Source organism: Erwinia psychrophila (assembly GCF_039023475.1).
Lineage (GTDB): Bacteria > Pseudomonadota > Gammaproteobacteria > Enterobacterales > Enterobacteriaceae > Erwinia.
Genome location: NZ_JBCHVB010000003.1, coordinates 421,237 through 446,567 on the forward strand (window position 1 = coordinate 421,237; position 25,331 = coordinate 446,567).

Sequence of the window (25,331 nt, forward strand, 5' to 3'; positions counted from 1 at the left end):
CGGCTTTCGCCGGCTTCGGTGGCAGCATTATCTCACATTGACATAAATACCGCTGGTCACATTATCCGTAAGGCGGACCACATGATAAATAACTTGCTTGTTGTGTGTTTTAATTTTTCTCTTAATATTTCCTTTATGCGAGGAAACGGTTTTGGCCTTAATTTGCATTTTATCCGATATCTGAATCGTATCGTGGCCAGACATCCACATCTTCAACATATTTGACTCTGTTTGACTCAGGGTCAGTGGATGAACATCGTAGCCCGCAGAATAACGGGGTGCGACGTTAAGTTTCTTCTGAAAATAAGGAACTAACAGGTTATCTAATGTAGCTGGTTTTATCGATTTTGATGTAATAATCAGGTTCTTGCGAACGTAGAGGTATTCCTCAAAATGGATATTAGAGATAGCCATAAAGATAAAAAATATCGTGTCAGGATGCTGCATAATAATATCTCTTATGCGCTGACTCGCATCTGCTTCATAAATGAAACAGTCTTCATTAATAAAAACCACGCCGGGCTGACACTGTTCACATTTCGCTTGTAATTGATCAATGTCGTTAACAGAGGTGATGTTTTTCTTTTTCACCCCTTTCACTGACATGTAGTCCATAAGCCCAAGCCGTGTATAGCTGCATGAATCCATAATAATCGTTGGCATACTAGCGACCCTCACCAAATTGTTATCCGTTTAAATCAACGATGAATTACGCGTTTGTGTAGTTACGAAAGTAAAACGTTCTTAAACAGGGCGTTGTTATTTTTTTACCCCGACTCAGGTCTCCGGACGCTGTAGCCGTCCAGGCGACAGACCTTTCCATGCCTGATTTTTTTATAATTGAGTTATGGCGACCTCACACCTTGCCAGTACTTTGCGAGTTGAACTCTCACAGAAAACCGACGGGTGGCGTGACATGTACCAGTACAGTCAGACTTATTTGAACTCCGTCACTATCACGCAGTATGCGGAAAAATCTGATAGGACGATTCCTAAAAAACATTCACTTCGCGAATGTGTGTCCGAAATTGAGCGAAGACAATGCCGCAAAACACGATTTGATACAAGATAAAACGTGAAAAATAAAATTTCCAGTAAAAACATGCGGTTGTATGTTTTGTAATCTTTAACGATCCCGCAACAATTCACACATTTCGGAAAACAAAATACGCTAATTAGAATTTAATAAGAATAATTTTCATTGAGACAGGCAATTTATCAGAATTTCCTTAAGGAAATTCTGGTAAATATGGTTCGAAAATTACGCAGAAACATCTGGGGTGCTAATCAATGATGAATGGCGGGGTAACGAATACTTAAGGATTCTTATTGGATAACTCACTGAGGAATCCGGCAAGCAGATCGAACACTTCACTAAACAAATGCTCACAAAACGGAGCAAGAAGCGGCATCATCAGGCTGATAAACACGATACCCAACGATAAGGTAACCGGGAAGCCAATAGCGAAAACCGACAGCTGAGGTGAAACGCGGTTTAACAAACCCAGGGCCAGGTTAACCGTGAGCAGCAAAGTTATCAGCGGTAACGCTAATCGCATACCGTTAAGGAAAATCAAACCGGCTGAATTTGTGAGCGCCAGAAACGCATTCCCATTCAGCGGTTCTCCACCGATGGGCAGGGTATGAAAACTGTCCGATAACATGGAGATTAACCACAGGTGTCCGTTGAACGTCAGGAACAACAACATCGCCAGAAGATCCAGAAAACGTGCCAGCACTGGCATATTCAGCCGGCTCGACGGATCGAAAAACGTGGCAAAGGAGAGGCCCATCTGCAATCCAATGACTTCGCCAGCCGTTCTCACCGCGGCGAAGGCGAATTGCATCGTAAAACCTATAGCCGCGCCAATGAGAATTTGCTGAATCAGCAGCCAGAAGCCGCCAACTGAGAACAACGTCACGTTAGTTGGCGGTAAAGAAGGGATAAGCGTCCAGGTAATCATCAGCCCAAGGCCAATTTTCACCTTTCTGGAGATCGACTTTTCACTGAGGACCGGCGCGGTCATGATCAGCGCGAGTACGCGGGCCAGAGGCCAGAAAAGCTGTCCTACCCACATCAGCAGCTGACTGCTGTCGATATTAATCATCAGCCGATCATATAAGGAAGATTGGAAAACAGAGTGCGCATATAGTCGAGCACCAGATTGAGCATCCATGGACCGGCGATGACGATGGTTGACACAACCGCCAGAATTTTGGGTATAAAGGAGAGCGTTTGTTCATTGATCTGGGTCGCCGCCTGCAGCAGGCTGATAAACAGACCGGAAGCCAGCGCGGCGAGAAGAAGCGGGGCAGCCAGCGCCAGCGCCACTTTCAACGCTTCGTGGCCAATAACCATTACCGATTCAGGTGTCATAGTGACTCCGTAGAAAACTTTCTGAGCGGGCGGTCATGCCGCCGTTTACGTCGCTGGTCAGGTGTTTCCTGCCAGCAATCGTTATGAGTAAAAGCTTTGCGCCAGCGATCCCACCAGCAGCTGCCAGCCGTCAACCAGCACGAAGAGCATCAGCTTGAAGGGAAGCGAGATAGTCGCCGGTGGCACCATCATCATCCCCAGCGCCATCAGCACGCTGGCGACCACCAGGTCAATAATCAGGAACGGGATAAAGACGGTAAAGCCAATCTGAAATGCGGTTTTCAGCTCGCTGGTCACGTAAGCCGGGAGCAGGATACGCATCGGCACGGCTTCCGGCCCCTGCAGCGGCGGCGTATTTGCCAGGCGTGCAAAGAGGGCAAGGTCAGCCTCACGCGTCTGCCGCAGCATAAACTCACGCAGAGGCTGCGCGCCTTTTTCCATGGCCACTTCCATTGAGATCTTGTCCTGACTGAAGGGCAGGTAGGCATCCTGATAAATTTTATCGAACACCGGCGCCATAATAAAAAAGGTCAGAAACAGAGCGAGGCCCAGCAATACCTGGTTCGGCGGCGCGGAGGGCGTACCCAGCGCGCTGCGCAGCAGGCCGAACACGATGATGATGCGCGTAAAGCTGGTCATCATCAGCAAAACAGCGGGCAGGAATGAAAGCGAGGTGATAAACACCAGCGTCTGGACTGACAGCGTCCAGCTCTGTCCACCGTTTGCCGTAGGCTGGCTCATAATGCCCGGAAGCTGGGCGTGAACGTTAGGTGCCAGCAGCAGAAGCAGTGCCAGCAGGGAGAGTGTACGTTTCATTGTGGCTTTCCGGGACGTTTAATCAGCGTCTGTAAAAGCTGGCGGAAATCTGCCGCCGCAGCCGGAGGTTCCGGTGTTTCCTGCTGTGGCGCGGGCGACAGCGTATGCAGAAGGGTAATCTGCTGCGCGGTCACGCCAAGGACCAGACGGGCGTCCTCCACATCGATAATCACTACGCGCTCGCGCTGGCCAACCTGACGCGTGGCGCTGATGTTCAGGCTGGTCTGGCCGCGCAGTCCGCGCTTCGGCGCGAAGCCTAAGCGCTTTGCCAGCCAGGCACAGGCCAGGAGGAGCAGGATAATCACTGCCAGTACGCTGCTAACCTGGGTCAGCATGGAACCGGTAGAAATGGCCGGCTGCCCTGCTGGCTGAAGTTGTACCTGAGTGGTGTGTGGATTCATTTATCGGCTCAGACGACGCATACGTTCGGACGGAGTAATAATATCGGTGATGCGCACACCATATTTATCCGCAACTACCACCACTTCACCCTGTGCAATCAGATAGCCGTTGATCAGGATGTCCAGCGGTTCACCAGCAAGGCCTTCCAGCGCCACGACCGACCCCTGAGAGAGACGCAGCAGCTCTTTAATGGTCATTTTGGTGCGGCCCAGCTCAACGGTCAGCTTGACCGGAATATCCATGATCAGGTCGATATCCTGGAGGGAACCGGCCACGTCATTGCTTTCCAGCGCTTTAAAAACCCCTTCAGAAGAGGTGCTGTTGGACTGCTCATTCAGCGCGTCAGCCCACAGGTCGTCCGCAGAGATGTCCTCTTCGGACGGCTTATTTGTGTCACTCATCGGGCTGTTCCTCGTTCATCGAATGCAAAATCGGGTTAATCAGATGTTCCACACGCAGCGCGTACTGCCCGTTAAGGGTGCCGTACTGGCTGGTGAGGACCGGCACGCCGTCAACGTTAGCGATGATGCGGTCCGGCTTTTCAATCGGTAATACGTCGCCGGGCTTCAGGGCCAGCAGGCGCGAGATACGCATCGACACCTCGGCAAAGCTGGCAATCAGTTCCAGTTCAGAATGCTGAACCTGCGTCACTAACGTTTCCCGCCAGCTGTGATCTTCCTGACGCGAGTTTTCCAGCGGCGGGTTAACCAGCGTTTCGCGCAGTGGCTCAATCATGCTGAACGGAATACAGATATTAAATTCACCCACCAGGTTGCCAATTTCCACCTGGAACGGCGTGGTGATCACGATATCGTTTGGCGACGTAGTAATGTTGGTGAACTTCACCTGCATTTCCGAGCGCACGTACTCCACGTCCAGCGGATAGATGGGCTTCCACGCTTCGCTGTAACCTTCCAGCGCCAGCTTGAGCATTCTGCGGATAACGCGCTGCTCGGTGGCGGTAAATTCACGCCCTTCCACTTTAGTCGGGAAGCGACCATCGCCGCCGAACAGGTTATCCACGGCAATAAACACCAGGCTTGGTGAAAACACCACCAGCGCCGTGCCACGCAGCGGCTTGAGTTGAATCAAATTCAGGTTAGTGGGCACCGGCAGGTTACGGGCAAATTCATGATAAGGCTGAATTTTAATCGCACCTACTGTGATGTCCGGGCTGCGGCGAAGCAGGTTAAACAGCGCCATACGATAGGAGCGTGCAAAGCGTTCGTTGATAATCTCCAGTGCCTGCAGACGCTCACGGACCATGCGGCGCTGGGTATTGGGATCGTAAGGACGAACGTCGCTTTCACCCGCTTTGCTAACGTTTTCTTCGACTGCACTTTCGCTGTCGCCGTTGAGAAGCGCGTCGATTTCTGCCTGAGAAAGAATGCTGTCGCCCATGCCCTTACCTCAAGATAAAGGCGGTGAACAGAACGTCATTCACGACCTGCTGAGGTTGATCTCGTACCAGCGGCGGTGCCAGCACGGCCTTAATCTCGTTGACCAGTGCCTGCTTGCCCTGCTCATTGCCAAGCGTGTCGGCATTCTGACGGGAGAGCAGCAGCAGCAGACGGCTGCGCACTTCCGGCAGGTAGTCATTCATGCGGCTGCGCGTCGCTTCGTCAGGCAGGCGCAGCGTGAAGCCGACATAGAGGACGCGGTCGGGATCGTTATCCGGGTTAATCAGATTGACCGTAAAAGTGTCCAGAGCGAAAAAGACTGGCGCAGGTGCCGGCTCGGGCTTAGCAGCGTGTTCAGCGTTAGCGGGAGCCTTCATCATGCGCCAGACCGTATAGCCCGCAACGCTACAGGCGACCAGCGTTACCAGGATTAACAACGGTATCAGCAGCTTTTTTTTGCCGCTTTTGGCTTTTTTATCAGTCATATGAACGATAACTTCCTGTGATTATTTACGAGGTGCGGAACAACTTTATCCGCTGACCCTCAGCGATATGGGCAGATTATCCCGCGTCTTGCTACAAACAATTGGTAGAAAAGACGCGGGTTTTGCCGCTAGCTTGTGCGTTTGTTATCGTCAGGCGAAAATATCAACGGCGTTGGAGCCGGCAGCGCGGGCCTGCAGGGAGGCAGGAACGGCGACAGGCGTTACGTCACTGTCATTTTCTGCAGCGAGATTAAAGGTGTTGCCGCGGCTGTTGCGCTGCTGCTCCTGCTGCTGACCGTTAAAGCTCTGGCCCTGCTGGAAGGCATCGCTGCTCACGTTACTCTGCCCCAGACTGATGCCGTTTTCCGCCAGCGCAGCACGCAGATGGGGAAGTGCTGCTTCCGCCGCTGCGCGAACCTGGCTGTGGTTGGAAATCATGCTCAGCTGCGCCTGATCGTTATCGAGCTTCAGGCTGATCTGAATACTGCCCAGATCCTGTGGGTTCAGATGCAGTTCAGCGGTGTGCTGCCCGTTACGGCTGAACATCACAATCTGCTGACTCAGCGCCTGCTGCCACTCCGGACTGCCCAGTTGGGCGTTCAGCATTGGCGTTGCCGGCGCGGTTACCGCAGAGGTGGTGGTCGGCGTAAGCGCAGCGGAAACGGAACTGACAACATGAGGCGTTATCGTCGCGTTAGTGACGGAACTTGAATTTTCTTTATCACCCTCTTTGCCGGCCTGGCTGGCTATCTGCTGAAAAGCGCTGGTTAAACCAGGCACATCCGCGGCGGCTTTTTGTGGGGCGACGCCCGCAGTAATGCCAGGCAGGCCGGATGCGGCTTTTTCATTTCCTGCGCCTTTTTTATCGCTTTCCAGGTCAGCCGTACTGCCGCCAGCCAGCAGCGAGGCGAGAGAAGTCTGCTTCGTGCCTTTTTCACCGGCTCCCGCAGCAGCCGCATCGCTGAGCCGGGCTGTAGCAGCAGCGGGAGCATTGACCGGAGGAGGTAGCATGGCAAACAGGGCCTGAAGCGTCTGCATATCACTGTTGCTCAGTGACGCAGCAGGATCTTTATCATCGGCTGCGGCGAGATCGCTGGTTTTCCCATCCGCTTTACCCGCGTCGGGCTTCAGCAGCGCAGTTAACGCCTCCGGTTTATCCAGCGAGGCCAGGAGCGCACTGATCTTCGTCTGCGACTCAGACTTGAGTTCTGCCACATCGGCCTGACGTGCAGTCGCCTTGCCGGAGGTTTCGCCCTGCTGAGCCAGCGTCATAAGTTTATTGCCTAACAGGGTTAAAAAACCCTGTGTACCGCCGGTTTCTGTCCCTTCAGCAGCTACACCGGTCTCTGACGTCAGCCCGGTATCCGTAGCGGAAGCCGGGCCGGCAGAAGCGGTAGCGCCGGTTTTTACCCCTGAAGTGACAACTGGCAACGTAATCATTCGCCTTTCCTCAATGATGCCCGTTGGGCAAATTCATCCATCCGTTTCTGATCGAGACGGTTTTCAATCGCTAATTCGTTCGCGGCCGCGCGGGCCTGAAGCGTTTCATAAGCGTGTACGCGCTGCTGCTTATCGCGCCAGAAGCGCAGGGCGCCTTCCAGGCGGCTGTTCCAGTGTGACAGCTGTTGCCGGTGCTGCTCGATAGCCTTCTCCAGCGTTTCAATAAACTGGTGATAGTTGTACCAGCGGGTGCTGGTTATTCCCGCAGACATATTGGTATTCAGCGACTTACGATATTCATCCTGGTAGTTCATCAGCATGGAAAGCTGGTCGTCGGCCTGTTTCTGCGCGCGCCTGACGTCGCCAAGCTGAATGGCGGCCTTTTCCAGGTCCTTCTGTGCCAGATCGCACAGGGTATCTATAGGTGATGCCTGTTTTGCCATAACCCCCCCGGTAAAGGCGTGCCGTTAGCCAAAAATTGCCTGTAGATGTAAGCAGGCGTCATCAAAGGTGCTGCGCTCAAACATTCCCTGTTGCAGGAACATCTCCAGTTCGGGATAAAGTTTGATCGCTTTGTCGAGTGTGGGATCGCTGCCGGCGGCGTACGCGCCCACGCTGACCAGATCGCGGTTACGCTGATAGCTGGAAAGCAGCTGCTTAAACTGGCGAACGCGGGCGTAATGCGGTTCATCAATCAGGTGTGCCATCACGCGGCTGATTGAGGCTTCGATATCAATCGCCGGATAGTGGCCGGACTCCGCCATACGACGTGAAAGCACGATGTGGCCGTCAAGGATCGCACGTGCCGAGTCGGCGATGGGGTCTTGCTGATCGTCCCCTTCGGTCAGAACGGTATAAAAAGCCGTGATAGAACCGCCGCCGTCGATGCCGTTACCCGCGCGCTCAACCAGCGCCGGTAATTTGGCGAAGACGGAAGGCGGATAGCCTTTGGTGGCGGGCGGCTCGCCGATAGCCAGCGCGATCTCACGCTGCGCCATGGCGTAGCGGGTCAGTGAGTCCATAATCAGCAGGACATGCTGACCGCGATCGCGGAAATCTTCGGCGATGCGCGTGGCATAGGACGCGCCCTGCATACGCAGCAGAGGAGAGACATCCGCCGGTGCGGCGATAACCACAGCCCGGGCGCGGCCTTCGGTGCCCAGAATATTTTCGATAAAGTCTTTTACTTCACGTCCACGCTCACCAATCAGGCCGACGACAATCACATCCGCTTTGGTATAGCGGGCCATCATGCCCAGCAGCACGCTCTTACCCACGCCCGAACCGGCGAACAGGCCCATACGCTGTCCGCGTCCGACGGTCAGCAGCGCATTAATAGCGCGGACGCCGGTATCAAGGACGTCAGTGATTGGCGTACGCTGAAGCGGGTTGAAGGGCGGCGTGATCAGCGGCGCGCGATAGCCGGTCTCCGGCGCAGGCAGGCCATCCAGCGGGCGGCCGCTGCCGTCCAGCACGCGACCCAGCAGTTCAGGACCGAGCATCAGCTGTTTACCGCTGTGCTGGTTATCGCCGCTCACGCGCGCATAGACGCGGGCGCCGGGCAAAATACCTTCCACTTCTTCCAGCGGCATCAGAAAGAGACGCTGGCCGTTAAAGCCCACCACTTCGCTTTCCACTTCAGAAACCGTCTGACCGTCATTGCGCTCAATCACGCAGGTGGCGCCCAGCGGAAGCTGAAGGCCGGTGGCTTCCAGCACCAGACCCGTGGCGCGGGTGAGGCGACCATAGCGGCGAACGTCTGGCACCTGGGCCAGACGTTGTTCAAAAGAGTCGAGCGCGCCGAGCCAGCGCGAAAGGCGAGTGGTCATTAAAGTTCTCCAGGTGCGGCTAAACGGCACAGTTCATGCCAGCGCGTAGCGATGCTGGCGTCCAGGTCGCCATCTTCCGCGCTGACTTTACAGCCGCCGGGATGAATGGTGCTGTCCGCCATCAGGCGCCAGCCGTGCAGGCTGAGCGTGGCGCCCAGCGTCTGATCAACGCGCTGTAAATCATCCGGATGGACGCGCAGCGTCGGCTTGCCGCTGAACATCGGTTCCTGCTGGATCATGCCCTGAATCTGACGGAGGAGGGCGGTGCCATCCACATGCGGCGCCTGGCCAATGACCTGACGGGCCGCTTCCAGCGCCAGCTGCATCAGACGGGCAGCGATCACGCTGTCCAGCGCCTCCAGCGTATGGTGGAACTCGGAAACCAGCTGCTGCATACGCGCCTGAAGCGGCGCCTGCTGCTGCTGAGCTTCTGCCAGTCCCTGCTGAAAGCCGGCATCAAAACCCGCTTTCTGGCCTTCAGCAAACCCCTGCTGCTGACCTTCCGCATAGCCAAGACCCTGAGCCTCGTTACGCACCTGACTCTGCATCTGCTCAAGTTCAACCTGTTGCTGAGCGAACGGATCTTCCGTCAGCGGCTCAGGCGCCACGAACGCTTCGATCGCTGGCTTGTTAAGCTGCCCAAGGTCGTTGGGCTGCCACCGCTGCCAGGGCAGGGAAGATTGATCAGACATACTGTTCCTCGCCGCCGCCAATTACCATATCGCCACTTTCTGCAAGGCGACGGACAATCAGCAGGATTGCTTTCTGTTCGTTCTCTACTGCAGACATACGCATCGGGCCACGGTTGGCCAGATCGTCGCGCAGAATATCGGCCGCACGCTGCGACATGTTGCGCAGGAACTTCTCGCGCAGCGGCTGCTCGGACCCTTTCAGGGCGATCAGCAGCGACTCGGATTCCACTTCCTGGAGCAGGCGCTGGATGCTGCGGTCGTCCACTTCCACCAGGTTTTCGAACAGGAACATTTCGTCGATGATTTTCTGGGCCAGCTCGCCGTCGAATTCGCGAACGGCTTCGATAACGGCTTCTTCCTGCTGCGTCTTCATCAGGTTGATGATTTCCGCTGCGGTTCTCACGCCGCCCATCTTCGCACGCTTGAGGTTCTGACCATCAAGCAGGCCGTTAAGCACTTCAGTAAGCTCGGCCAGCGCGGCAGGCTGAACGCCGCCAAAGGTGGCGATACGCAGCATCACGTCGTGACGCAGACGCTCGTCGAACTGCGCCACGATATCGGCGGCCTGAGAGCGCTTCAGGTGGACCAGGATGGTAGCGATAATCTGCGGGTGTTCGTCGCGGATCAGATCGGCAGCAGCCTGAGGTTCCATAAAGTTGAGCGTTTCCATACCGCTGGTGGTATCACGGGTTTCGAGGATATCCTCCAGCAGGGTTGAAGCACGCTCTTCACCCATCGCTTTGACCAGTACAGAGCGCAGGTAGTCATTTGAGTTCAGGCTGAGCGCAGCAAACTGCTCCGCATCGATTTCAAACTCACGCAGCACGTCGGTCAGCTGCTTGTGTGAAACCTGACGCATATTGGCAATCGCGGTGCTGAGGTGCTGCACCTCGCGGGAGTCGAGGTGTTTGAACACCTCGGCCGCGCGGTCTTCGCCAATCGTCATCATCAGAATGGCGCTTTTTTCTGTTCCGGTGAGACTCATAGTTCTTCCTTCATCCACTGGCGAACGACCAGAGCTACCACGCGGGGGTCATTCTCGGACATATCGCGAATACGCTGGCTCATGACCTCAGCACTCATGCGGTGCTGAGATTTACGTTCCTGATCGAGCTCGTCTTTAGAGAGCGTGACCGACACGGCATCGTTTTCATTAGGTGACTGGCTGGCCAGTACGGCGGCTTCGGCGGCGACTTTCTCCTGTTCAGCCTTACGACGCAGCTGTGGGCGGACCAGCTTGCGGTAAAGGATGAAGGCGACAATCAGCACCAGTAACCAGCGTCCCGCTTCCATCATCTGATTGATGAAGGAGGCCTGCTGCCAGAATGGCAGTTCACCAACGGTCTCATCGGTCTCGTTAAACTGCGAGTTGACGACGTTCAGGCTGTCACCGCGCTGTTCCGAGTAGCCCATCGCTTCACGCGTCAGGTTTTCAATCTGCTTTAACTGCTCTTCAGAGAGCGCAACTGGCTTACCCTGCGCGTCCGTTTTAAAGTTGACCACGACCGCAACAGAGAGGCGTTTTACGTCGCCCACATTCATCTTGGTGTGCAGAATAGTGCGGTCAACTTCGTAGTTAGTCGTGTCATCATTGCGGGTGTTCGACGGGCCGGCGCTGGCGGTACTGGTCGAAGTCCCCTGGTTGGCCTGCGCATTATTGGCAGCATTAGCGCCGTTATTCTGTCCGTTGGCATTATTCTGCGGCGCCGTCACCGGTGCGGTATTGGCCGGGGCAGGCTGATTGGAAAGCGCGCCCGGAACGCCGCCCGGATACTGACCGCCCAGCTGCTGGCTGTTGCTGCTCTGGCGCGAACGAATAGCCTGATTTGCCGGGTTGCTGTTCGGCTCATAGGTTTCGTCAGTCCGCTCACGGGCGTTAAAGTCGATCTGCGCCGTTACCTGGGCGTGAACGTTACCGTTGCCGAGGATTGGGTTCAGGATGGCTTCAATACGCTGCTGAAAACGGGCTTCAACGTCGGTGGCGTATTTCAGCTGCGCATCGTTAAGGTTACGGCCAGCGCTGTCGGACTGGGTCAGCAAATGACCGGCCTGATCGACGACGGTAACGTTGCCCGGCGGCAGGCCCGCCACGCTGCTGGAAACCATATGCACGATAGCGCTAATCTGTCCCTGATCCAGGGCGCGGCCCGGCTGCAGCGTCAGCGTGACGGATGCGGATGGGGCTTTCTGCTCGCGCACGAAGAGCGACGGTTTCGGCATCGCCAGGTGAACGCGAACGTTCTTGACGGGACCCAGCGTTTCGATGGTGCGTGAGAGTTCGCCTTCCAGCGCGCGCTGGTAGTTAACCTGCTCGCTGAACTGGCTGATGCCGAACTTCTCTTTATCCAGCAGTTCAAAGCCCACGGCGCCACCTTTCGGCAGCCCCTGCTGTGCCAGACGCAGGCGCAGCTCATGCACCTTTTCCGCCGGTACCATCAGCGCACCGCCCGCATCATCAAACCGATAAGGGATGTTCATCTGGGTCAGCTGCGTGACGATGGCACCACCATCCTCGTTGCTCAGGTTGTTATACAGCACACGGTACTCGGGCTGTTTTGCCCAGAGCACCATGGCGATAACGATGGCGATAGCCGCCGCTGCTGCAATGAGAATAGGAATACGAGGATTAGCGCGTAGGCGAGCGAAAAGGTCGCTTAACCCTTTCTTCTCAGTAATATCCTGCGTAGCGGTTGCATTCATGACTCTTTCCTGCCTGACAGTTGACCGGACTGTTTCGTGTTATGCATTAACAAAACTGACTCCCTGATGCTGCTTGCAATAACATTCCCACTTCTAATGGCTGCCATTATTTTCTTAAACGAAATTTTCGATGGGTGGATAAGCTGCATTTTATGGGCTCATTTAGAGGCTTTGTCTCATTGACATTGTGATAAGTTTTGCCACATAAAATTTTTCACCCTATACATGACCGGAGTAAAGAATGGCAATTCAGGGTATTGAGAGCGTGATCCAGCAGCTGCAAACCACCGCAATTCAGGCAGGTGGCAGGCAGAATGACGCGGCGGGTCATGCGGATTTCGCCGGTGAACTGAAGTCAGCGTTAGATAAAATTAGCGGCATTCAGAGCGCAGCACGCACGCAGGCGCAGGATTTTCAGTTAGGCAAGCCCGGCATCAACCTTAACGATGTGATGGTCGATCTGCAGAAGTCCTCTGTTTCCATGCAGATGGGCATCCAGGTGCGTAACAAACTGGTAAGCGCTTACACCGATATTATGAATATGCAGGTGTAGAAGTTTTACATCCTGCCGATAACGAATGTCATAACGATTCATTAACGGTGAGGTAGCAGGTGGATAATTTCCAGAAAGAGGTTGATGAGAGAGCGAATCTCGCATTATCCAACAAGTTTGAGCTTTTACTGTTCCGTCTGGGCTCCGATCTGGCGGGCGGGAAGTCAGAGCTGTACGGCATTAACGTGTTCAAGCTGCGCGAAATTGTCCCGATGCCCACCGTGACCAAAGCTGCCGGCATGAAATCTCCGCTGCTGGGCATGGCCAATATTCGCGGACAGCTGATTCCGGTGATCGATCTGCCCGCCGTGGCGGGCTGTACGCCTGCCACGGGTCTGAACCTGTTGCTGGTAACCGAATATGCCCGCAGCACTCAGGCATTTGCCGTAGAGTCCGTAGACGATATCGTGCGTCTTAACTGGAGCCAGGTTCACACTGCCGAGTCCGGCGTGGCGAACCGCAACATCACCAGCATTGCCCTGCTTGAGGGTGAGCAGCACGCCAATGAGATGGCGCTGGTGCTGGACGTTGAGCAAATTCTGCATGACGTGGTGCCTTCGGTACGCGATGTCAAAGAGGGGGACATCACTCTTAAGAACTTCGCGATGAAGCCCGGCGCGGTCTGCATTGTGGCGGAAGATTCCAAAGTGGCCCGCTCCATGCTTGAGCAGGGGCTGAAAGTGATGGGGATCCCGGCGCTGATGCATACAACCGGGCTGGAAGCCTGGACGAAGATCAAGCAGATGGCACAGGAGGCGCAGGCGGAAGGTTGCCCGATCACCGATAAAATCGGACTGGTGCTGACCGATCTCGAAATGCCTGAGATGGATGGTTTTACCCTGACGCGTAACATCAAAGGCGAACAGCAGCTCAGATCGATTCCGGTGGTGATCCACTCATCGCTCTCGGGGAGCGCCAACGAAGATCACGTTCATAAAGTGGGCGCGAATGGCTATGTGGCGAAGTTTGAGATCAATCAGCTTTCGGCGGTCATTCATAAGGTTCTGGAAGACGCTGCGGGTTAATCGCGCTGTGGCGTAACGCTAAATTGTCCGGAAGGCCCGATAATTCGGACAAACAAGGGAAGGGAGTGGTAGGATGTCTGCTCCCTACAATAAAAAAGAAGGTTTTTATCTCACCTGTAAAATTCAAATGTCCAGCCTGTCAGGGCTGTCAGTTCCGTTTCTCTCTCTTCAGCGTTTCGCCTAAAAATCCCCACGGGGCGAACTGTATATTCTGTAAGTCTTCCATGTCCGTTAGCTATAAATCACAAGTCCGTTAATCACCTGCGGAGATTGTTGCGACAATCTGATGGCTGGCAATCTCCATGAGTCTGCTCATGGAGCCTTTGTGCCTGTATTGCCGCTTCTCATCTTCCGGTTTTTCTTTCTATCCGCGTTAAGCTAAACCGGTTTCTTCCTCAGGAAACCTGTCCTCAGGCCGTTCTCCACGCGGCTTTCAGTTTGTCTATGCAGTGCGCCGGACGTCACCGGCAGTGCAGCGGCAGACGCATCCTCAACAAACACTTTCTGATATGCCGTCCGGCATCGCCTTTATACGCCCTGATTAAATTGGTCTGAATTTCAGCAGGCTCTCAAAACTGCTGCGGAAAATTGTTGATCGTGGCCGTCAAAGAAAATACTGTATATCCAACCAGTCTTTTTCAGAGGAGATAGTCATGATCACTCTTTCAACGCTTTCCAGACCCGCGGGCTACAGCCCGAAAGGGTTACCGCAATCTCTTTTTTCAGCCGCTTTTCCTGATTTACACTGGCCAGTTTTTCTTCCCGGCGCGCTTTGTAACGGCTTTTGCTGGTGCCGCCCGGTTTGCTTTTTTTCCAGATAATTAAGGTCATAGGTGCCTCACTCTCAGGGTCAGAGGGGGGGGAATCAGTCAGCTTCAGCAGATCTGTTAACGCCCGGAATGTTTCCTTATCAAAAACAATAGCTATAGTTATTATTAATATCAATGGCTATTGACCAAATAACTTTGGTTATTGATATATCCTGTTGATTTGATTGGTTTTGGTTAATTATTTGGGCTTTTTTTATCGGATATGATGGCGATTTTATTAAAAGCTTTACTAATCTATTCAGTTGAATCAATGCACCAGAGGCCCTCTGTGGCTTATGCGTTCCAGAGGGCGGGTTTTGTGAGGATAAACTGATGATATCTGTGCTGCACAGAGTGTCCGGGGGGCACTATAAGGAGACTATCCTCCAGGGCGAAGAGGTGAGCAGTTACCGCCTCAAATCACGGATTAGGAAGATTGCGACGCCAATTAATGCGGAGTCATCCGACAGCTCCACGGCGGGGAGTCGCGGATCGTCAACGGTCAAAAAACCACTGGAGGGACCTTCAAGATAGCGATACACAGAGACCCTCGAATTCACCTGGGCCATGACTAAATCTCCAGATTCGGGTGGTACTTCTGTGTCGACGATGACTATACTCCCTGCGGTGGCTTCCGCACAGCCGCTGTTGCGGTCAAGAATGTAGGCACGCCAGGTCTTCTTCGCCTTTACGCCGTTAGGGGCGGAGACCAGATCGCCCGTCTTGCCTTCCGGTCCCCACACCGCAACGGTAGTACCGCTTTTCACTTTGTCCGCAGCACTCAGAGCATGGGTTCCTCTCATCTCTCCTTCGCCGCTGGCTAACCACTGGACGTTAACGTCAAGCGCCCGGGCAATATCGACCAGCTTGCGGGATCCTTCGGCCTCTCCTTTCGTCAGACGCCAGATTGTGGGTTGAGAAACGCCCGATGCTTTAGCTAAAGCACCTTGTGTTATTCCCATCATGGACATGACCATGTTCAGCCGGTAGGCAAGTGTATTCGGTTTCATATACCAGAATTTATAGCGATGCGTATTTTTCGTCAAACACGCTTTGCTATTGGCAATTTTAATACTCTATGCTATTAATTAAGTAATGCGATACTTTAGCGGATAGGTCGCCGATATGGCAAGCTATCATTCGCTGCTCTTTGACAATATGGCCGTCCAGCCTAACCGCTGGCACACCTTCAAAGGTGACCTCATCAGGCGAATGCCTGTGAATGCACCTGCACTGTTCAAGGGTTCTCCTGAACCTGCATCGGTTCTTCGACGTGACCGAACTTTATCGGGCAACGGCGACTATTCCATTTGAAGGGGGTTACAATGCGAGACATCAAAAAACTACTTGAGATGTGGGGAGGCTGGGCGGCCACCGAAAAAAGCGGCATCAGCTATCCGCATATTGCGGCGGGATTCCGCGGGCTGATAACGGCCGCGCCTTCCAGCCGGCCGGTATGCAGTGATAATGACGGCATGATCCTTGATAGCTGTATCAGCCGTCTGATGAAGACGCATCCCGACGAACACGCTCTGCTGGTTGCCCATTATCTTTACCGAATTTCTCTTCGCTCTATTGCCCGTCGCCGACGCTGCGCTGACGGCACCATCCGTAAACAACTCCAGACGGCAGAAGGTTTTATTGAAGGCGTGCTTAGCGCGCTGGAAGTGACGCTGGAATGTGATGATGAATTAATTTAAAAAAAAGTGGTTGCGTACGCAATTTCAGCGCTAATGTATTAGAAACGCATTAATCAACCTGCCAGACAGGCTGTTAATATCAATTAACGCCGGCGATGAATTTACAATTATTTTTGAACTCCTTTTATTTTGTCCGAGGCGCAAGTTTCTTGCGTCAGAGGATTTTGTTTGTTAATTCACCAGGGAATTTTTACGTTAATTTCCAACGAGACGTATATTCCATTTGTGAGGTGAGGTATGAGTAAAATAATCCAGATACTGGCTTATGAAGAGGGCTATAAAGATAAGCCTTATATCGATACTGAAGGCTATCCAACCGTGGCGTGTGGCATAGTCATTGGCCCGAAGAATGCATCGCTGAATAATTATCAGTTTACCGTTCCCCGCAGCGTAGGGGATATCTGGATGCAGAAAATCCTCGACGAGAAAATACGGGAAATGATTATGCGTCCCATGCTTGTTGCGGCGCTACGGCAGTGCAATCCGGCCAGAGCCGATGTGTTGTATAGCATGGCTTATCAGATGGGCATTGAAGGATTATCCGCTTTCAAAAACACGCTGGTATTAATTTCCAACGGCAATTTTGATGGCGCAGCTGAGGGCATGATGGCCAGCCGCTGGGCAAAACAGACGCCCGCACGAGCCAAACGTCATGCCGAGATGATGCGGAATGGAAACTACGATGTGTATCAGGGGGTTATATGAAATTCATGGTCTTTATTACGGGCATTTTACTGGTGGTTTTCACCGTCTGGTGGGTGAAAAAACATGGCAAAATCGAATTTGTTTCTCATGCCCGGTTACTGTTTAAAACCTGGTCCGTCTGGCTGGCTACTGGCGGCTCCATCGTCGGCGCCTGGGCGCAATCATTTCCTGATTCCGCCATAAACGCCTGGGACGGCCTGCCTGGCGATGTTAAGTCGTTTATTCCACAGCACTATCTGGGACTGGTTGCCTCATTTATGGTGGCGATGGCGGTCATCTCACAGTTTATCCGGCAAAAAGGGCTGAAAGCGCAAAAAGATCGGGAGGAGAACAAAGTATGAACACTTTGCTGGCACTCTTTTCCGGAAGCTGGCAGCTGCTGGCGGGCATCGGCGTTGTCATTGCGGCAGTCGTTGCAAGCTGGTTTGGCGGTAAAAAAATCGGCAAGGTGCAGGAGAAATCCCGCTCGGATGTTGATGCCGCCAGAAATGAAGCCGCACGCGTTTCCGCTGTTGCAGATAAACGGGACGAGAATATTAAGGAGGCAAAAAATGTTCAGGCCATTAATCATTCTCTCAATGACGATGATGCTCGTAACAAGCTGCGTGGGTCGTCACACCACAACGAGCAGTAGTCCACAAATGCTCACTGATTCATCCTGTACATTATTTTCACCTATCCAGACCCACGGTAATGACTGGCAGGTTATGGATATCCGCACGGTAAAGGAAATAAATGTGCATAACGATTTGTGGGATAAGGTTTGCGTTGTTAAGAAATAATTAAACGCAAAAAATATACTGCCACAGGAAGAGGTGGTGAATAACTAAAAAGGTCTGTTTCACTTCAATGTACTACTTATCTATTATTAATCACTAAGGCGATTCGCTACGGCATTCGCTACCGGAGGCTATTATGATCGAAGTTAACTCTTTTGCTGAACTGAGAACGACTAAACCACCAAAAGCGGGCGAAATTGCCATGCTGCGCCGTTATTATAAAGATGATAATAACTTTAACGGTGGGGGGGACTTTGTTGGGTTTATCTCAACTACCCCTCCTAAAGATGATGGCGGGACGTTCGCCGTAGGGAACGGCTTCTACTGGAAGCGCATCATTAACAATCCGGAGGAGCTCAACGTACTGCATTTCGGTGCCCGAGGTGATGGCTGGTCGAATGATACTGCTGCCTTTAAATCAATGATGGAGTGGACCCAAAGCTATCACAAAAGTATCAAAAGTCTGCCCGTGCGATTCCCGTCGGGCAGGTTCCTGATTGATCCCCTTGACTACACTGCAACGGAAATGCCCATTTTCTACATTTACGGTGATGATAACCCGCATGGCGCATTGCCAAGAACGACCATCATTTCCAACCAATCAACGTCACCGGTATTTAAGGTGAAAGCAAGGCGCACCGCCATTAGGGGGATCGCCTGGGATGGCCGGGCGTCGGCGGATATCAAAACCATTACCGGACCGGTACAGCCTTCACAGTGTAGTAACCAGCAGCCGTTTTTTGAAAATATTATTCCTGCGGGTCAGTCGGTGGTTATTTCGCGTTTCCGCGCGCAGAACAACGGCGGCACGGTGATCAAACTTCAGGACACGCTCGATAGTAAGTTTGATCAAATCTATACCATCACCACCTTTGGCCGTATCTTCGAGGTAGGCTGGTCCGGCACCGCTACCGGCGTCTGGGATCACGCAACGGCAATTGAGCTGACCAATGCCAACTTCCAGACGGGTTATGGCGACGGCACGCTGATGATGCCGCGCGTCACCCAGGGTATTATCAATAACGTCTGGATTGAGCATACCCGTAATCCGGGTGACCTGTCAGAAGGGCAGTGGCTGATTGATGCGTTGAGTATTGAAAACTGTCCTCAGCCTCTGAAGCTGCGCAACAGCCGTGTGCAGTTTCGCCAGCTGAATCTTCAAAGCGGATCTAAGGTTGACCTTGAACGTGACATGTCCAACCGCTGGCTTTCCGAGTATGAGTACGGCTGGCGGCGCGATGAGAACTACGGTACGGAGTTTACCGGTTCTATGAAGGCTGGCTGGTACTCCGGCTACAGGGTCAGCAATACCTCTTCAACCGACAAATGGTTTAAGCTCGGTAGAGTGCATACGCCGATCGATAATCAGCAGTGGGTATTTGAGATAGTCAGTAAAGCCACTAATGATGTGCCCGGTTCGGTGTCGGGTAATCCGGTGACCACTGTCGCATCCGCTGTTACCTGGCTTAATGTGGCTCGTTGTGCCCCAGCCATTTATGCGGATATGCAGCATAAGGGGGGCTCTGCCGTACTCGAGGCGAGAATTGGACGCCTCGGCATTCAAAATGCTGAGGTCTGGGTTAAGCTGAAAGCACGCTGTGGCGATGTGGTATTTAACGTCACCACTACCGGGCCGACCCGCTTCGAAAGGGGGATCACCGCGCTGTTTGTTCCTGATTTGTCCGAAGTCACCGATCTCAGCACCCTCGGGGATATCACGGCGAATGCGCGTATGAGCTTCCATAACGGCCTGGCGGGTATTGGGGCAAATGAGAAAGGCGTGCTGACGGTAGCTACCCCGTTCGCACCAGCACCAAAAGCAACGCAACCCAAGGGATACATTTTGGTGAATCTCAACGGTACGGATCGTGTAATTCCTTACTATTAATCGTTTAACCGCGACTGGCCGCCCTTCGGGGCGGCCTTTTTTTTGCGTACTGGCCACCTTAAATCGAGATAAATGAACTTCTCCGGATCGTCAGAGTCGGAATTTAAGCGTACTTTTCAACCTAAAGAGGATAACGATATGAGTGATAATGCAGAACACAAATCGCCCACCGACCATTTACGGGACGTGACCTCACAGCTGAAAGAGATGCGGCACTATGCGCAAACCAATACGGAAACCCTTTCAACCCACTGGCTGGCGTTCGATCAGGGGGAGTATCAGCATAAAGAATACGCTGAGAGAATTAACGATCTCCTGACCCGGCAGGGCGGCCTGCTCGACGAGCTGGACAGTACCATTCAGGATATCGAAATTGAAATCAACCGCGTTGAAAACGAAGCCTGACGCGATGCCAACCTCAAACAACCTGCGAAAGCGGGTTGTTCTTTTTAGTTCTCAGAGCGTGAATTTGGGGCTGACCCGGTTGCGTCCGCTGCTTTTGGCGAGATAAAGCTGCCGGTCGGCGCTGTTTATCGAATCATCCAGGCTGCCGGCGTCGGAAATATTCAGCGTGCTGATGCCGATACTGACCGTCACGCTGAGATCGTCCTCGTTCAGCACAATCTTATTCTGTTCAACTGCCCGTCTCAGCCTGTCCGCCAGCAAAAATGCCCGCGGCTGCGATATCCCCTCAATCAGCACTAAAAACTCCTCCCCGCCCATACGGCTGATAATCGCGCCTGACTGAAGCGTCTGCCTGAGGCACTCAGCGGTTTTCGCCAGCACATGATCTCCAGCAGCATGCCCGAACGTGTCATTGATATTCTTGAAGCGATCGATATCAATCACAAAAGTGGCACCGTAAAAACCTGCCTGTTTATTCCTGCGAGAAATCAGAGCGTCTACTTTTGATGAGAGGCCGCTGCGCGTCAGCGCGCCGGTCAGAAAGTCATAATCCGCGCGTTGCGTAATGCGGGCAACCAGCTTTCTGTTAGACGTGGTGCTCAGCGCCACGATCAGCGGACTGATCGTCATCGCCGCCACGCCCAGGCGTGAAGAGGCCAGGCTGTCGATGCGGAAGAAATCGTCGGAGCCCTGGATATTCAGTACGTCGTTCGCCACCAGGCTGATTTCGGTGATGCCGGTGATTAACGTCAGCAGGCAGGTAATAAAAATAGGGTAGCTGATGGCGCACCACATCAGCGCGGGCAGGGGAAAAATCAGGCTGCCGCCGCCGCCGACGTAAATACCGGTCACGGTAGAAACGATCAGGGACATTACCGGCAGCAGCGAACTCTCTTTCAGCTCATGAAACAGTTGCTTCAGCTCATCCCGGCGCGGCAGGGTAATAGCCAGCGGAAGCAGGAGAACCGACGTGGATAACTGCTCACAAAACCAGGAGATCCAGCCCTTAAGCAGCAGGTCATGAAAATAGTGCTGGCTGGCGAAGCTGCCGGCCAGAGCGCAGACCGCGGCGGCCACGACGGAAGCCGGAAAAACCCTCAGTAATGCCTGAAGCCGTCTTGGATAGGGGCGGGACAATAAAGGCGACAGCAGAACGATTTTACCGACAATGATAAACAGCATATTCGCTGCATTCATACCGAGTGCGATATTGAATGGCGTACCGTAAAAGAGATCCGCCAGCACCATTGCGCTAAATATAACAGGCAGGCTGACAAGATTATCAAACACGGGAAAGCGGATCATTAAGCCAAGCAGCAGCGCATTGCAGGGCCAGAAAAGGGACAGGGCCTGATAGCTCCGGCAATGGATACCGAACGCGGTTAAGCCCAGCGCGAGCAAAAAAAGAAACAGGCTGTGATCAAGCTTATATTTACTGAGTGACATTCTTCTGGCTCGGAAATCTTACAGGCCTGTGATGAGGCAGGATGAGAGGCGCACACCGGCGTGTCAGGCAGGTTGAGGCTGGCGGCAGGCTTAATGTACGGGTTTGACATAAAACTGGCGCGCACAACATACGTGACCCGCTGCAGGAACGCAACCGATTACGCATACTACTCTTTTTCGCGACTGAATTATATCTTTGTGCCGGGTATTGGAATGATGAAATCGTTGCACACTCAATACGCTATAAGACAATTATCGCCTTTAAATATCAGCTAGTGCGCTGTGCTTGCGAATGTCGTTTGTCTTATGGGGTGATAATCCACTGCAACTGCCGGCTATGCTGAATTGTGCTTTTTTAAGGAGGTGAAACTTAAATAAAGAGTAATTATGGGCAGGAGAGATTGCGCTGAGGGCGACGAACCCTTTTTTACGGCCGGGAGCGTCCGGCCGCAGAGTATTACAGCTCGTTTTTAATGCAGAATGCTTCCCAGCTCATGCCCAGCGCGGCAGCATGATCGCGCAGATAGGCTTCTATCGCCTGAGCGGCGACCTCTTTGTCCGGCTCCGCAAGCTGAATAGCAAACAGCATACCGTCGAGCTTTTTTTCGCGCGTGTAGGCTGCCCAGGCACGATCCGCTTGCAGGGACTGCAGCTGCGGCAGCGTCATGCCCAGCGCGCTGGCATCCTCTTCCGTCAGAGCCGCAATGCCGCTTTTGATTTCCGGCCAGGCTTCCAGAAATAACACTTTGGCCGTGGCGTAATATTCTTCAATGCTCTTCATAATCTGTCCTGCATAAAAATTTGCGCTAGTGTACACGCGGGTCGCCTGCAGCGAAACGCCGGAAAGGGTAAACGCGACGATCCCCGCCATCCCGGTTAAATGGCCGCGCCAGAAAGACGGGGGAAGGAAGAGAGGCTTGCGGTGGTAATAGAGAAATTATAACGTAGCGCTATTCGACGAATCAGGAAATGAAAATGCAAAAGTGGATTGTAATGACCGCAGCGGCCATCGCGCTGTCGGGCTGTGCGCAGATACCCAACTATCAAAGCGCGGTGAAAACGGTGCCGCCGGCTCAGCTGGTCGGTAACTGGCAGACCCAGGGGCCGCAGGATGGCCTGGTCAGCCCGGAGGCCACGGCCAGCCTGATTATCACTGCGGAAGGCGATACGCTGGACTGCCGTCAGTGGCAGCGCGTCATCGCCAAGCCGGGAAAAGTCACCCGGCTCAATGAACGCTGGATTAACGTCAATAACAAGGTGCGGGTAATGCCGCTGGAGATTGAGGGAACAACACTGCATTATGACGATCTGATCTTGCAAAAGGTCAGACAGCCGACGCAGGAGTGCCAGCAGGCGCTACATGCGCAGAATAAGGTCCCGGTGACGGAGGAGAAACCGGCGGAGGAGAGCGACCAAAGCTATCCTGGCCAGGAGAGTGAAAAACCGATGTTCTGAGGTCGGTGAAGTCGCGTTTATTCAAACAGTCTTATGCGCTATCGTGCAGGACTGTGATTTTTTTGCCGCAGTCTATACGGGCAGAAAGGGAAGCGCGGGTCAGAATACAAACAGACGTTGTCTGCTGACCCGCCGGCTGGAGGGAAGGATAGTCATAATAAAAGCAACGGTTTTCAGGCAGATCCGTTCGGAAACAGCACCACGCCAGAGAGATTACCGTAGGCAGAATTGACCGATTTCTGACGGGAATTCTGACCGATAAGCTCTGACAGTTCGCCCATCCGATGCTGAAGCATACGTTTAACTTCCGCTTCATTGTCCAGGATATGACGCAAAACCGGACGCAGCTGCTCCTGGGTCTGAGCAGGAACCGCAATCTCGCGGGTGGTCTGCGCCAGCTTCTCTACGGTGCTGACATAATCCACTTCACGTTCAATCAGTTCATCCCAGTTGCCTTCTGAGGCCAGACGGATCATTGACTGACTGATGTGCAGCAGCTGCTGATAAATGCCGAACATATGCGGGGCGATATTCATTTAGAGAGCGTCCTGAACCAGAGCGGGAGAACCTGAAACTTCTTTCCAGGCATCGGCAATATTACGTAGTAGTGCTTCGACCTCTTCAATGCCTGCTACGTCGTTATCAAGATTAGCGCGCAGCAGACGATGCACCATATAGCGGTACAGACTTAAAAGATTGCGCGTTAACTCATCTTCGCTTTTTTCATCCAGTCCGACTTTCAGACCGTTATCAATAATATTAATGGCTTTAGAAAGGGATTCGCCTTTCCTGACAATGTTGCCATCCTGCAAAAACAGTCGTGCCCGGACCAGTGCGCTCAGCGCACCGTCGAACAGCAGGGTGATCAGCTGGTCTGAGCTGGCGCTCATCACCGCGCTTTCCACGCTGACTTTTGCATAGGCCTGAGTACCGCTTGCGCTATACATTATGACTCCTTATTACTTGGAATTTGAAGAGGTTAAAGCTTCGAACTGCGATGTGAGATAACTGCTGGTACTGTTCAGCTTGCTCACCATTAAATCTAACGCGGTAAATTGTTTTTTATAACGGGCAATGGTGGCGTCGATTCGCTCGCTGGCCGCGTTATAGCTATCCGTCAGGTTGTTCAGGGTTTTACTGACGCCATCGGTGGCAGCCTGCAAAATACCTGAACTTGAGAGCCAACCGGTCATGCTATTACCCATCTTGGTGGTAATGCCGGTGGTTTTGGCGTCGCCAATAATCATCTCTTTCACGCCGTCCGGATCTTTCGCCAGCGCGGCATCGAGTTTGGTCTGATCCAGTTGAAGCTTGCCGTTTGATGGATCGCTGGTCACGCCAATCTGCGCCAGCGTTTTATAGGTCGATGTGCTGCTGCTATTGGCCAGCAGGCTTTTTAACTGGGTTTGAATAGTACGCAGCGTAGTGTCGCCCAGCAAAGCACCGTTGGTGGTGTCCTGCGTCTCCGTACCTGCATCCACCGCTGTGTATTTAGTCAGGCTGCTGAAGCTGTCCTGAAGTTTATTATACGCCTCTACCCAGGCACTGACGGCGCTTGAGGCCTTGGAGGTATCCTGATTAACGGTCAGCGTCTGATTACCGGTAGTCACCTCGGTTAAATTCAGCGTAATCCCTTCCAGCGCATCACTGATATTGTTACTACTGCTCTCAATAGCGACATTATTCACCGTCAGGAGCGCATTCTTAGCCGGAACGCTCTCGGTCAGGTTACCGCCGCTGGTGCCTAAATAGCTTTGCAGCGCGCTGTCGCCGCTGACGCTGACGGTCATCTCATGATCTTCACCGGGTTTGGTTGACGTCATGGAGAGACGGTAGGCGCCTTCGCCAGTTTTAATAATGCTGGCGGTGACGCCCGCGTCGGCTTTATTGATCGCATCGCGAATGCCGGTGAGGGAAGAGTCCCCGGCGGCAAGGGTGATCGTAACCGGCTCGGCATCCGCGCCGGCCTGCTGGAAAGTAATGGTGCTGTCTGCGGTAGCGATCGCCGTTTTATTGTCGCTCTGAACGCCTGCGGTTAGCGTTTGCGCCGACGCCAGCTGCGTCACATTGATAGAATATTTACCGGCGACGGCACCTGCTGAGGTGGTGGCGCTGAAGGCGGTAGAAGCGGTGGTCGCTTTAGAAGCAGAGAAGAGATCGGCTTTACCTAGCGCAGTATTCGCTGCCTGAAAGGTCGTTAATGCACTTTTCAGGGTGCCATAGCCGCTCAGCTTGGCGGTGTAGGCTGACTGCTGCGTAGAGATCGGCTTCAGTGACGCTTTTTCTGCGGAGGACAGACTATCGAGAATACTACTCAGCTCAAGGCCGGAACCGATACCTAGTGAAGAGATACTTGCCATGATGTTTCCTTTATCTGATCAACACGGAGAGTGAATAGCGTGGTTATCGGCCAGTGATAAGGAAA

Annotated in this window: 31 protein-coding genes; 10 read left to right on the plus strand and 21 right to left on the minus strand. The window is 53.3% G+C overall.

Annotated elements, in window-relative coordinates; all coding sequences use genetic code 11:
* Nucleotides 1-27: 27 nt before the first annotated feature.
* From rcsA to fliF, 14 genes are all read right to left on the minus strand, one after another.
* Entirely contained in the window at nucleotides 28-663 is a 636-nt protein-coding gene (gene rcsA / locus AAH446_RS10780; RefSeq protein WP_342906702.1) for a transcriptional regulator RcsA, read from the minus strand.
* Between the two features lie 653 nt (nucleotides 664-1,316).
* Nucleotides 1,317-2,108: a flagellar biosynthetic protein FliR gene (fliR, locus tag AAH446_RS10785; protein ID WP_342906765.1), complete on the minus strand. Its 792-nt coding sequence runs from the start codon at nucleotides 2,106-2,108 to the stop codon at nucleotides 1,317-1,319.
* Nucleotides 2,108-2,377 carry a flagellar biosynthesis protein FliQ gene (gene fliQ / locus AAH446_RS10790; protein WP_342906703.1) on the minus strand — a complete coding sequence of 90 codons (270 nt, stop codon included), beginning with the start codon at nucleotides 2,375-2,377 and terminating at the stop codon, nucleotides 2,108-2,110. Before fliQ ends, fliR begins: the two co-directional genes overlap by 1 nt.
* An 81-nt stretch (nucleotides 2,378-2,458) precedes the next feature.
* Nucleotides 2,459-3,193: a flagellar type III secretion system pore protein FliP gene (gene fliP, locus AAH446_RS10795; RefSeq protein WP_342906704.1), complete on the minus strand. Its 735-nt coding sequence runs from the start codon at nucleotides 3,191-3,193 to the stop codon at nucleotides 2,459-2,461.
* Entirely contained in the window at nucleotides 3,190-3,594 is a 405-nt protein-coding gene (gene fliO / locus AAH446_RS10800) for a flagellar biosynthetic protein FliO (protein ID WP_342906705.1), read from the minus strand. The genes fliP and fliO overlap by 4 nt, the downstream gene beginning before the upstream one ends.
* Nucleotides 3,595-3,996: a flagellar motor switch protein FliN gene (gene fliN, locus AAH446_RS10805; RefSeq protein ID WP_342906706.1), complete on the minus strand. Its 402-nt coding sequence runs from the start codon at nucleotides 3,994-3,996 to the stop codon at nucleotides 3,595-3,597.
* On the minus strand, nucleotides 3,989-4,996 hold the full coding sequence (gene fliM, locus AAH446_RS10810) for a flagellar motor switch protein FliM (protein ID WP_342906707.1): 1,008 nt from the start codon (nucleotides 4,994-4,996) through the stop codon (nucleotides 3,989-3,991). The genes fliN and fliM overlap by 8 nt, the downstream gene beginning before the upstream one ends.
* A gap of 4 nt (nucleotides 4,997-5,000) precedes the next feature.
* Nucleotides 5,001-5,480 carry a flagellar basal body-associated protein FliL gene (fliL, locus tag AAH446_RS10815; RefSeq protein ID WP_342906708.1) on the minus strand — a complete coding sequence of 160 codons (480 nt, stop codon included), beginning with the start codon at nucleotides 5,478-5,480 and terminating at the stop codon, nucleotides 5,001-5,003.
* Between the two features lie 150 nt (nucleotides 5,481-5,630).
* Nucleotides 5,631-6,920, minus strand: coding sequence for a flagellar hook-length control protein FliK (locus AAH446_RS10820; RefSeq protein WP_342906709.1), 1,290 nt, complete (start codon nucleotides 6,918-6,920; stop codon nucleotides 5,631-5,633).
* Nucleotides 6,917-7,363 carry a flagellar export protein FliJ gene (gene fliJ, locus AAH446_RS10825; RefSeq protein WP_342906710.1) on the minus strand — a complete coding sequence of 149 codons (447 nt, stop codon included), beginning with the start codon at nucleotides 7,361-7,363 and terminating at the stop codon, nucleotides 6,917-6,919. Before fliJ ends, AAH446_RS10820 begins: the two co-directional genes overlap by 4 nt.
* A 24-nt stretch (nucleotides 7,364-7,387) precedes the next feature.
* Nucleotides 7,388-8,749: a flagellar protein export ATPase FliI gene (gene fliI / locus AAH446_RS10830; protein WP_342906711.1), complete on the minus strand. Its 1,362-nt coding sequence runs from the start codon at nucleotides 8,747-8,749 to the stop codon at nucleotides 7,388-7,390.
* Nucleotides 8,749-9,441 (minus strand): flagellar assembly protein FliH, encoded by a 693-nt coding sequence (gene fliH, locus AAH446_RS10835; protein ID WP_342906712.1) that lies wholly within the window; start codon nucleotides 9,439-9,441, stop codon nucleotides 8,749-8,751. The genes fliI and fliH overlap by 1 nt, the downstream gene beginning before the upstream one ends.
* Entirely contained in the window at nucleotides 9,434-10,426 is a 993-nt protein-coding gene (fliG, locus tag AAH446_RS10840) for a flagellar motor switch protein FliG (RefSeq protein WP_342906713.1), read from the minus strand. Before fliG ends, fliH begins: the two co-directional genes overlap by 8 nt.
* A complete protein-coding gene (gene fliF / locus AAH446_RS10845; RefSeq protein WP_342906714.1) occupies nucleotides 10,423-12,141 on the minus strand; it encodes a flagellar basal-body MS-ring/collar protein FliF in 1,719 nt (572 codons plus the stop codon). Before fliF ends, fliG begins: the two co-directional genes overlap by 4 nt.
* A 241-nt stretch (nucleotides 12,142-12,382) precedes the next feature.
* Between fliF and fliE the strand changes: the two genes are divergently transcribed.
* The 3 genes from fliE (at nucleotide 12,383) to ymcF (ending at nucleotide 13,976) form a co-directional block, all read left to right on the plus strand.
* Nucleotides 12,383-12,694 carry a flagellar hook-basal body complex protein FliE gene (gene fliE / locus AAH446_RS10850; RefSeq protein WP_342906715.1) on the plus strand — a complete coding sequence of 104 codons (312 nt, stop codon included), beginning with the start codon at nucleotides 12,383-12,385 and terminating at the stop codon, nucleotides 12,692-12,694.
* Between the two features lie 59 nt (nucleotides 12,695-12,753).
* Nucleotides 12,754-13,719, plus strand: coding sequence for a chemotaxis protein (locus AAH446_RS10855; RefSeq protein WP_342906716.1), 966 nt, complete (start codon nucleotides 12,754-12,756; stop codon nucleotides 13,717-13,719).
* A 65-nt stretch (nucleotides 13,720-13,784) separates the two neighbouring features.
* Nucleotides 13,785-13,976 carry a cold shock small protein YmcF gene (ymcF, locus tag AAH446_RS19765; RefSeq protein WP_463322801.1) on the plus strand — a complete coding sequence of 64 codons (192 nt, stop codon included), beginning with the start codon at nucleotides 13,785-13,787 and terminating at the stop codon, nucleotides 13,974-13,976.
* A gap of 400 nt (nucleotides 13,977-14,376) precedes the next feature.
* On the opposite strand, the gene AAH446_RS10860 is transcribed toward ymcF, so the two are convergent.
* Both AAH446_RS10860 and AAH446_RS10865 read right to left on the minus strand, forming a co-directional pair.
* Entirely contained in the window at nucleotides 14,377-14,550 is a 174-nt protein-coding gene (locus AAH446_RS10860; RefSeq protein WP_342906717.1) for a hypothetical protein, read from the minus strand.
* A 385-nt stretch (nucleotides 14,551-14,935) separates the two neighbouring features.
* Complete coding sequence (locus AAH446_RS10865; protein WP_342906718.1) at nucleotides 14,936-15,574, minus strand: LexA family transcriptional regulator; 639 nt, start codon at nucleotides 15,572-15,574, stop codon at nucleotides 14,936-14,938.
* Between the two features lie 279 nt (nucleotides 15,575-15,853).
* On the opposite strand from AAH446_RS10865, the gene AAH446_RS10870 reads away from it, so the two are divergent.
* The 6 genes from AAH446_RS10870 (at nucleotide 15,854) to AAH446_RS10895 (ending at nucleotide 20,005) form a co-directional block, all read left to right on the plus strand.
* Nucleotides 15,854-16,228 (plus strand): antiterminator Q family protein, encoded by a 375-nt coding sequence (locus tag AAH446_RS10870; RefSeq protein ID WP_342906719.1) that lies wholly within the window; start codon nucleotides 15,854-15,856, stop codon nucleotides 16,226-16,228.
* Between the two features lie 237 nt (nucleotides 16,229-16,465).
* Nucleotides 16,466-16,933 (plus strand): glycoside hydrolase family protein, encoded by a 468-nt coding sequence (locus AAH446_RS10875; protein WP_342906720.1) that lies wholly within the window; start codon nucleotides 16,466-16,468, stop codon nucleotides 16,931-16,933.
* Nucleotides 16,930-17,274 (plus strand): DUF7940 domain-containing protein, encoded by a 345-nt coding sequence (locus tag AAH446_RS10880; RefSeq protein WP_342906721.1) that lies wholly within the window; start codon nucleotides 16,930-16,932, stop codon nucleotides 17,272-17,274. Before AAH446_RS10875 ends, AAH446_RS10880 begins: the two co-directional genes overlap by 4 nt.
* A complete protein-coding gene (locus AAH446_RS10885; RefSeq protein ID WP_342906722.1) occupies nucleotides 17,271-17,567 on the plus strand; it encodes a hypothetical protein in 297 nt (98 codons plus the stop codon). Before AAH446_RS10880 ends, AAH446_RS10885 begins: the two co-directional genes overlap by 4 nt.
* Nucleotides 17,568-17,848: 281 nt before the next feature.
* Complete coding sequence (locus AAH446_RS10890; RefSeq protein ID WP_342906723.1) at nucleotides 17,849-19,600, plus strand: amylovoran biosynthesis protein AmsF; 1,752 nt, start codon at nucleotides 17,849-17,851, stop codon at nucleotides 19,598-19,600.
* A 138-nt stretch (nucleotides 19,601-19,738) separates the two neighbouring features.
* Nucleotides 19,739-20,005 carry a hypothetical protein gene (locus AAH446_RS10895; RefSeq protein WP_342906724.1) on the plus strand — a complete coding sequence of 89 codons (267 nt, stop codon included), beginning with the start codon at nucleotides 19,739-19,741 and terminating at the stop codon, nucleotides 20,003-20,005.
* A 51-nt stretch (nucleotides 20,006-20,056) separates the two neighbouring features.
* On the opposite strand, the gene AAH446_RS10900 is transcribed toward AAH446_RS10895, so the two are convergent.
* The gene (locus AAH446_RS10900; RefSeq protein WP_342906725.1) at nucleotides 20,057-21,451 is read right to left on the minus strand and encodes a GGDEF domain-containing protein; all 1,395 of its coding nucleotides are present in this window, start codon (nucleotides 21,449-21,451) and stop codon (nucleotides 20,057-20,059) included.
* Between the two features lie 457 nt (nucleotides 21,452-21,908).
* Nucleotides 21,909-22,232 (minus strand): DUF6388 family protein, encoded by a 324-nt coding sequence (locus AAH446_RS10905; protein WP_342906726.1) that lies wholly within the window; start codon nucleotides 22,230-22,232, stop codon nucleotides 21,909-21,911.
* Nucleotides 22,233-22,426: 194 nt separating this feature from the next.
* On the opposite strand from AAH446_RS10905, the gene yedD reads away from it, so the two are divergent.
* Nucleotides 22,427-22,906, plus strand: coding sequence for a lipoprotein YedD (gene yedD, locus AAH446_RS10910; protein WP_342906727.1), 480 nt, complete (start codon nucleotides 22,427-22,429; stop codon nucleotides 22,904-22,906).
* A 173-nt stretch (nucleotides 22,907-23,079) separates the two neighbouring features.
* Here the strand turns inward: yedD and fliT are convergent, their stop codons facing one another.
* The 3 genes from fliT to fliD are packed head-to-tail and all read right to left on the minus strand — an operon-like array spanning nucleotide 23,080 to nucleotide 25,266.
* Nucleotides 23,080-23,442: a flagella biosynthesis regulatory protein FliT gene (gene fliT / locus AAH446_RS10915; RefSeq protein WP_342906728.1), complete on the minus strand. Its 363-nt coding sequence runs from the start codon at nucleotides 23,440-23,442 to the stop codon at nucleotides 23,080-23,082.
* On the minus strand, nucleotides 23,443-23,853 hold the full coding sequence (gene fliS, locus AAH446_RS10920; protein WP_342906729.1) for a flagellar export chaperone FliS: 411 nt from the start codon (nucleotides 23,851-23,853) through the stop codon (nucleotides 23,443-23,445). It lies immediately after the preceding gene.
* 12 nt (nucleotides 23,854-23,865) lie between these two features.
* Nucleotides 23,866-25,266, minus strand: coding sequence for a flagellar filament capping protein FliD (fliD, locus tag AAH446_RS10925; protein WP_342906730.1), 1,401 nt, complete (start codon nucleotides 25,264-25,266; stop codon nucleotides 23,866-23,868).
* Nucleotides 25,267-25,331 lie beyond the last annotated feature (65 nt).

Bases quoted from the DNA above. Each gene is read 5' to 3' on its own strand.
- fliS (WP_342906729.1), bottom strand. From the start codon at position 23,853: ATGTATAGCGCAAGCGGTACTCAGGCCTATGCAAAAGTCAGCGTGGAA.
- fliR (WP_342906765.1), bottom strand. From the start codon at position 2,108: ATGATTAATATCGACAGCAGTCAGCTGCTGATGTGGGTAGGACAGCTT.
- AAH446_RS10870 (WP_342906719.1), top strand. From the start codon at position 15,854: ATGCGAGACATCAAAAAACTACTTGAGATGTGGGGAGGCTGGGCGGCC.
- AAH446_RS10875 (WP_342906720.1), top strand. From the start codon at position 16,466: ATGAGTAAAATAATCCAGATACTGGCTTATGAAGAGGGCTATAAAGAT.
- fliN (WP_342906706.1), bottom strand. From the start codon at position 3,996: ATGAGTGACACAAATAAGCCGTCCGAAGAGGACATCTCTGCGGACGAC.
- AAH446_RS10895 (WP_342906724.1), top strand. From the start codon at position 19,739: ATGAGTGATAATGCAGAACACAAATCGCCCACCGACCATTTACGGGAC.
- fliJ (WP_342906710.1), bottom strand. From the start codon at position 7,363: ATGGCAAAACAGGCATCACCTATAGATACCCTGTGCGATCTGGCACAG.
- AAH446_RS10880 (WP_342906721.1), top strand. From the start codon at position 16,930: ATGAAATTCATGGTCTTTATTACGGGCATTTTACTGGTGGTTTTCACC.
- fliG (WP_342906713.1), bottom strand. From the start codon at position 10,426: ATGAGTCTCACCGGAACAGAAAAAAGCGCCATTCTGATGATGACGATT.
- fliF (WP_342906714.1), bottom strand. From the start codon at position 12,141: ATGAATGCAACCGCTACGCAGGATATTACTGAGAAGAAAGGGTTAAGC.
- fliE (WP_342906715.1), top strand. From the start codon at position 12,383: ATGGCAATTCAGGGTATTGAGAGCGTGATCCAGCAGCTGCAAACCACC.
- AAH446_RS10900 (WP_342906725.1), bottom strand. From the start codon at position 21,451: ATGTCACTCAGTAAATATAAGCTTGATCACAGCCTGTTTCTTTTTTTG.
- fliH (WP_342906712.1), bottom strand. From the start codon at position 9,441: ATGTCTGATCAATCTTCCCTGCCCTGGCAGCGGTGGCAGCCCAACGAC.
- fliQ (WP_342906703.1), bottom strand. From the start codon at position 2,377: ATGACACCTGAATCGGTAATGGTTATTGGCCACGAAGCGTTGAAAGTG.
- fliL (WP_342906708.1), bottom strand. From the start codon at position 5,480: ATGACTGATAAAAAAGCCAAAAGCGGCAAAAAAAAGCTGCTGATACCG.
- AAH446_RS10860 (WP_342906717.1), bottom strand. From the start codon at position 14,550: ATGACCTTAATTATCTGGAAAAAAAGCAAACCGGGCGGCACCAGCAAA.
- fliM (WP_342906707.1), bottom strand. From the start codon at position 4,996: ATGGGCGACAGCATTCTTTCTCAGGCAGAAATCGACGCGCTTCTCAAC.
- fliI (WP_342906711.1), bottom strand. From the start codon at position 8,749: ATGACCACTCGCCTTTCGCGCTGGCTCGGCGCGCTCGACTCTTTTGAA.
- fliO (WP_342906705.1), bottom strand. From the start codon at position 3,594: ATGAATCCACACACCACTCAGGTACAACTTCAGCCAGCAGGGCAGCCG.
- fliD (WP_342906730.1), bottom strand. From the start codon at position 25,266: ATGGCAAGTATCTCTTCACTAGGTATCGGTTCCGGCCTTGAGCTGAGT.
- fliP (WP_342906704.1), bottom strand. From the start codon at position 3,193: ATGAAACGTACACTCTCCCTGCTGGCACTGCTTCTGCTGCTGGCACCT.
- AAH446_RS10885 (WP_342906722.1), top strand. From the start codon at position 17,271: ATGAACACTTTGCTGGCACTCTTTTCCGGAAGCTGGCAGCTGCTGGCG.
- AAH446_RS10890 (WP_342906723.1), top strand. From the start codon at position 17,849: ATGATCGAAGTTAACTCTTTTGCTGAACTGAGAACGACTAAACCACCA.
- AAH446_RS10820 (WP_342906709.1), bottom strand. From the start codon at position 6,920: ATGATTACGTTGCCAGTTGTCACTTCAGGGGTAAAAACCGGCGCTACC.
- fliT (WP_342906728.1), bottom strand. From the start codon at position 23,442: ATGAATATCGCCCCGCATATGTTCGGCATTTATCAGCAGCTGCTGCAC.
- yedD (WP_342906727.1), top strand. From the start codon at position 22,427: ATGCAAAAGTGGATTGTAATGACCGCAGCGGCCATCGCGCTGTCGGGC.
- rcsA (WP_342906702.1), bottom strand. From the start codon at position 663: ATGCCAACGATTATTATGGATTCATGCAGCTATACACGGCTTGGGCTT.
- AAH446_RS10905 (WP_342906726.1), bottom strand. From the start codon at position 22,232: ATGAAGAGCATTGAAGAATATTACGCCACGGCCAAAGTGTTATTTCTG.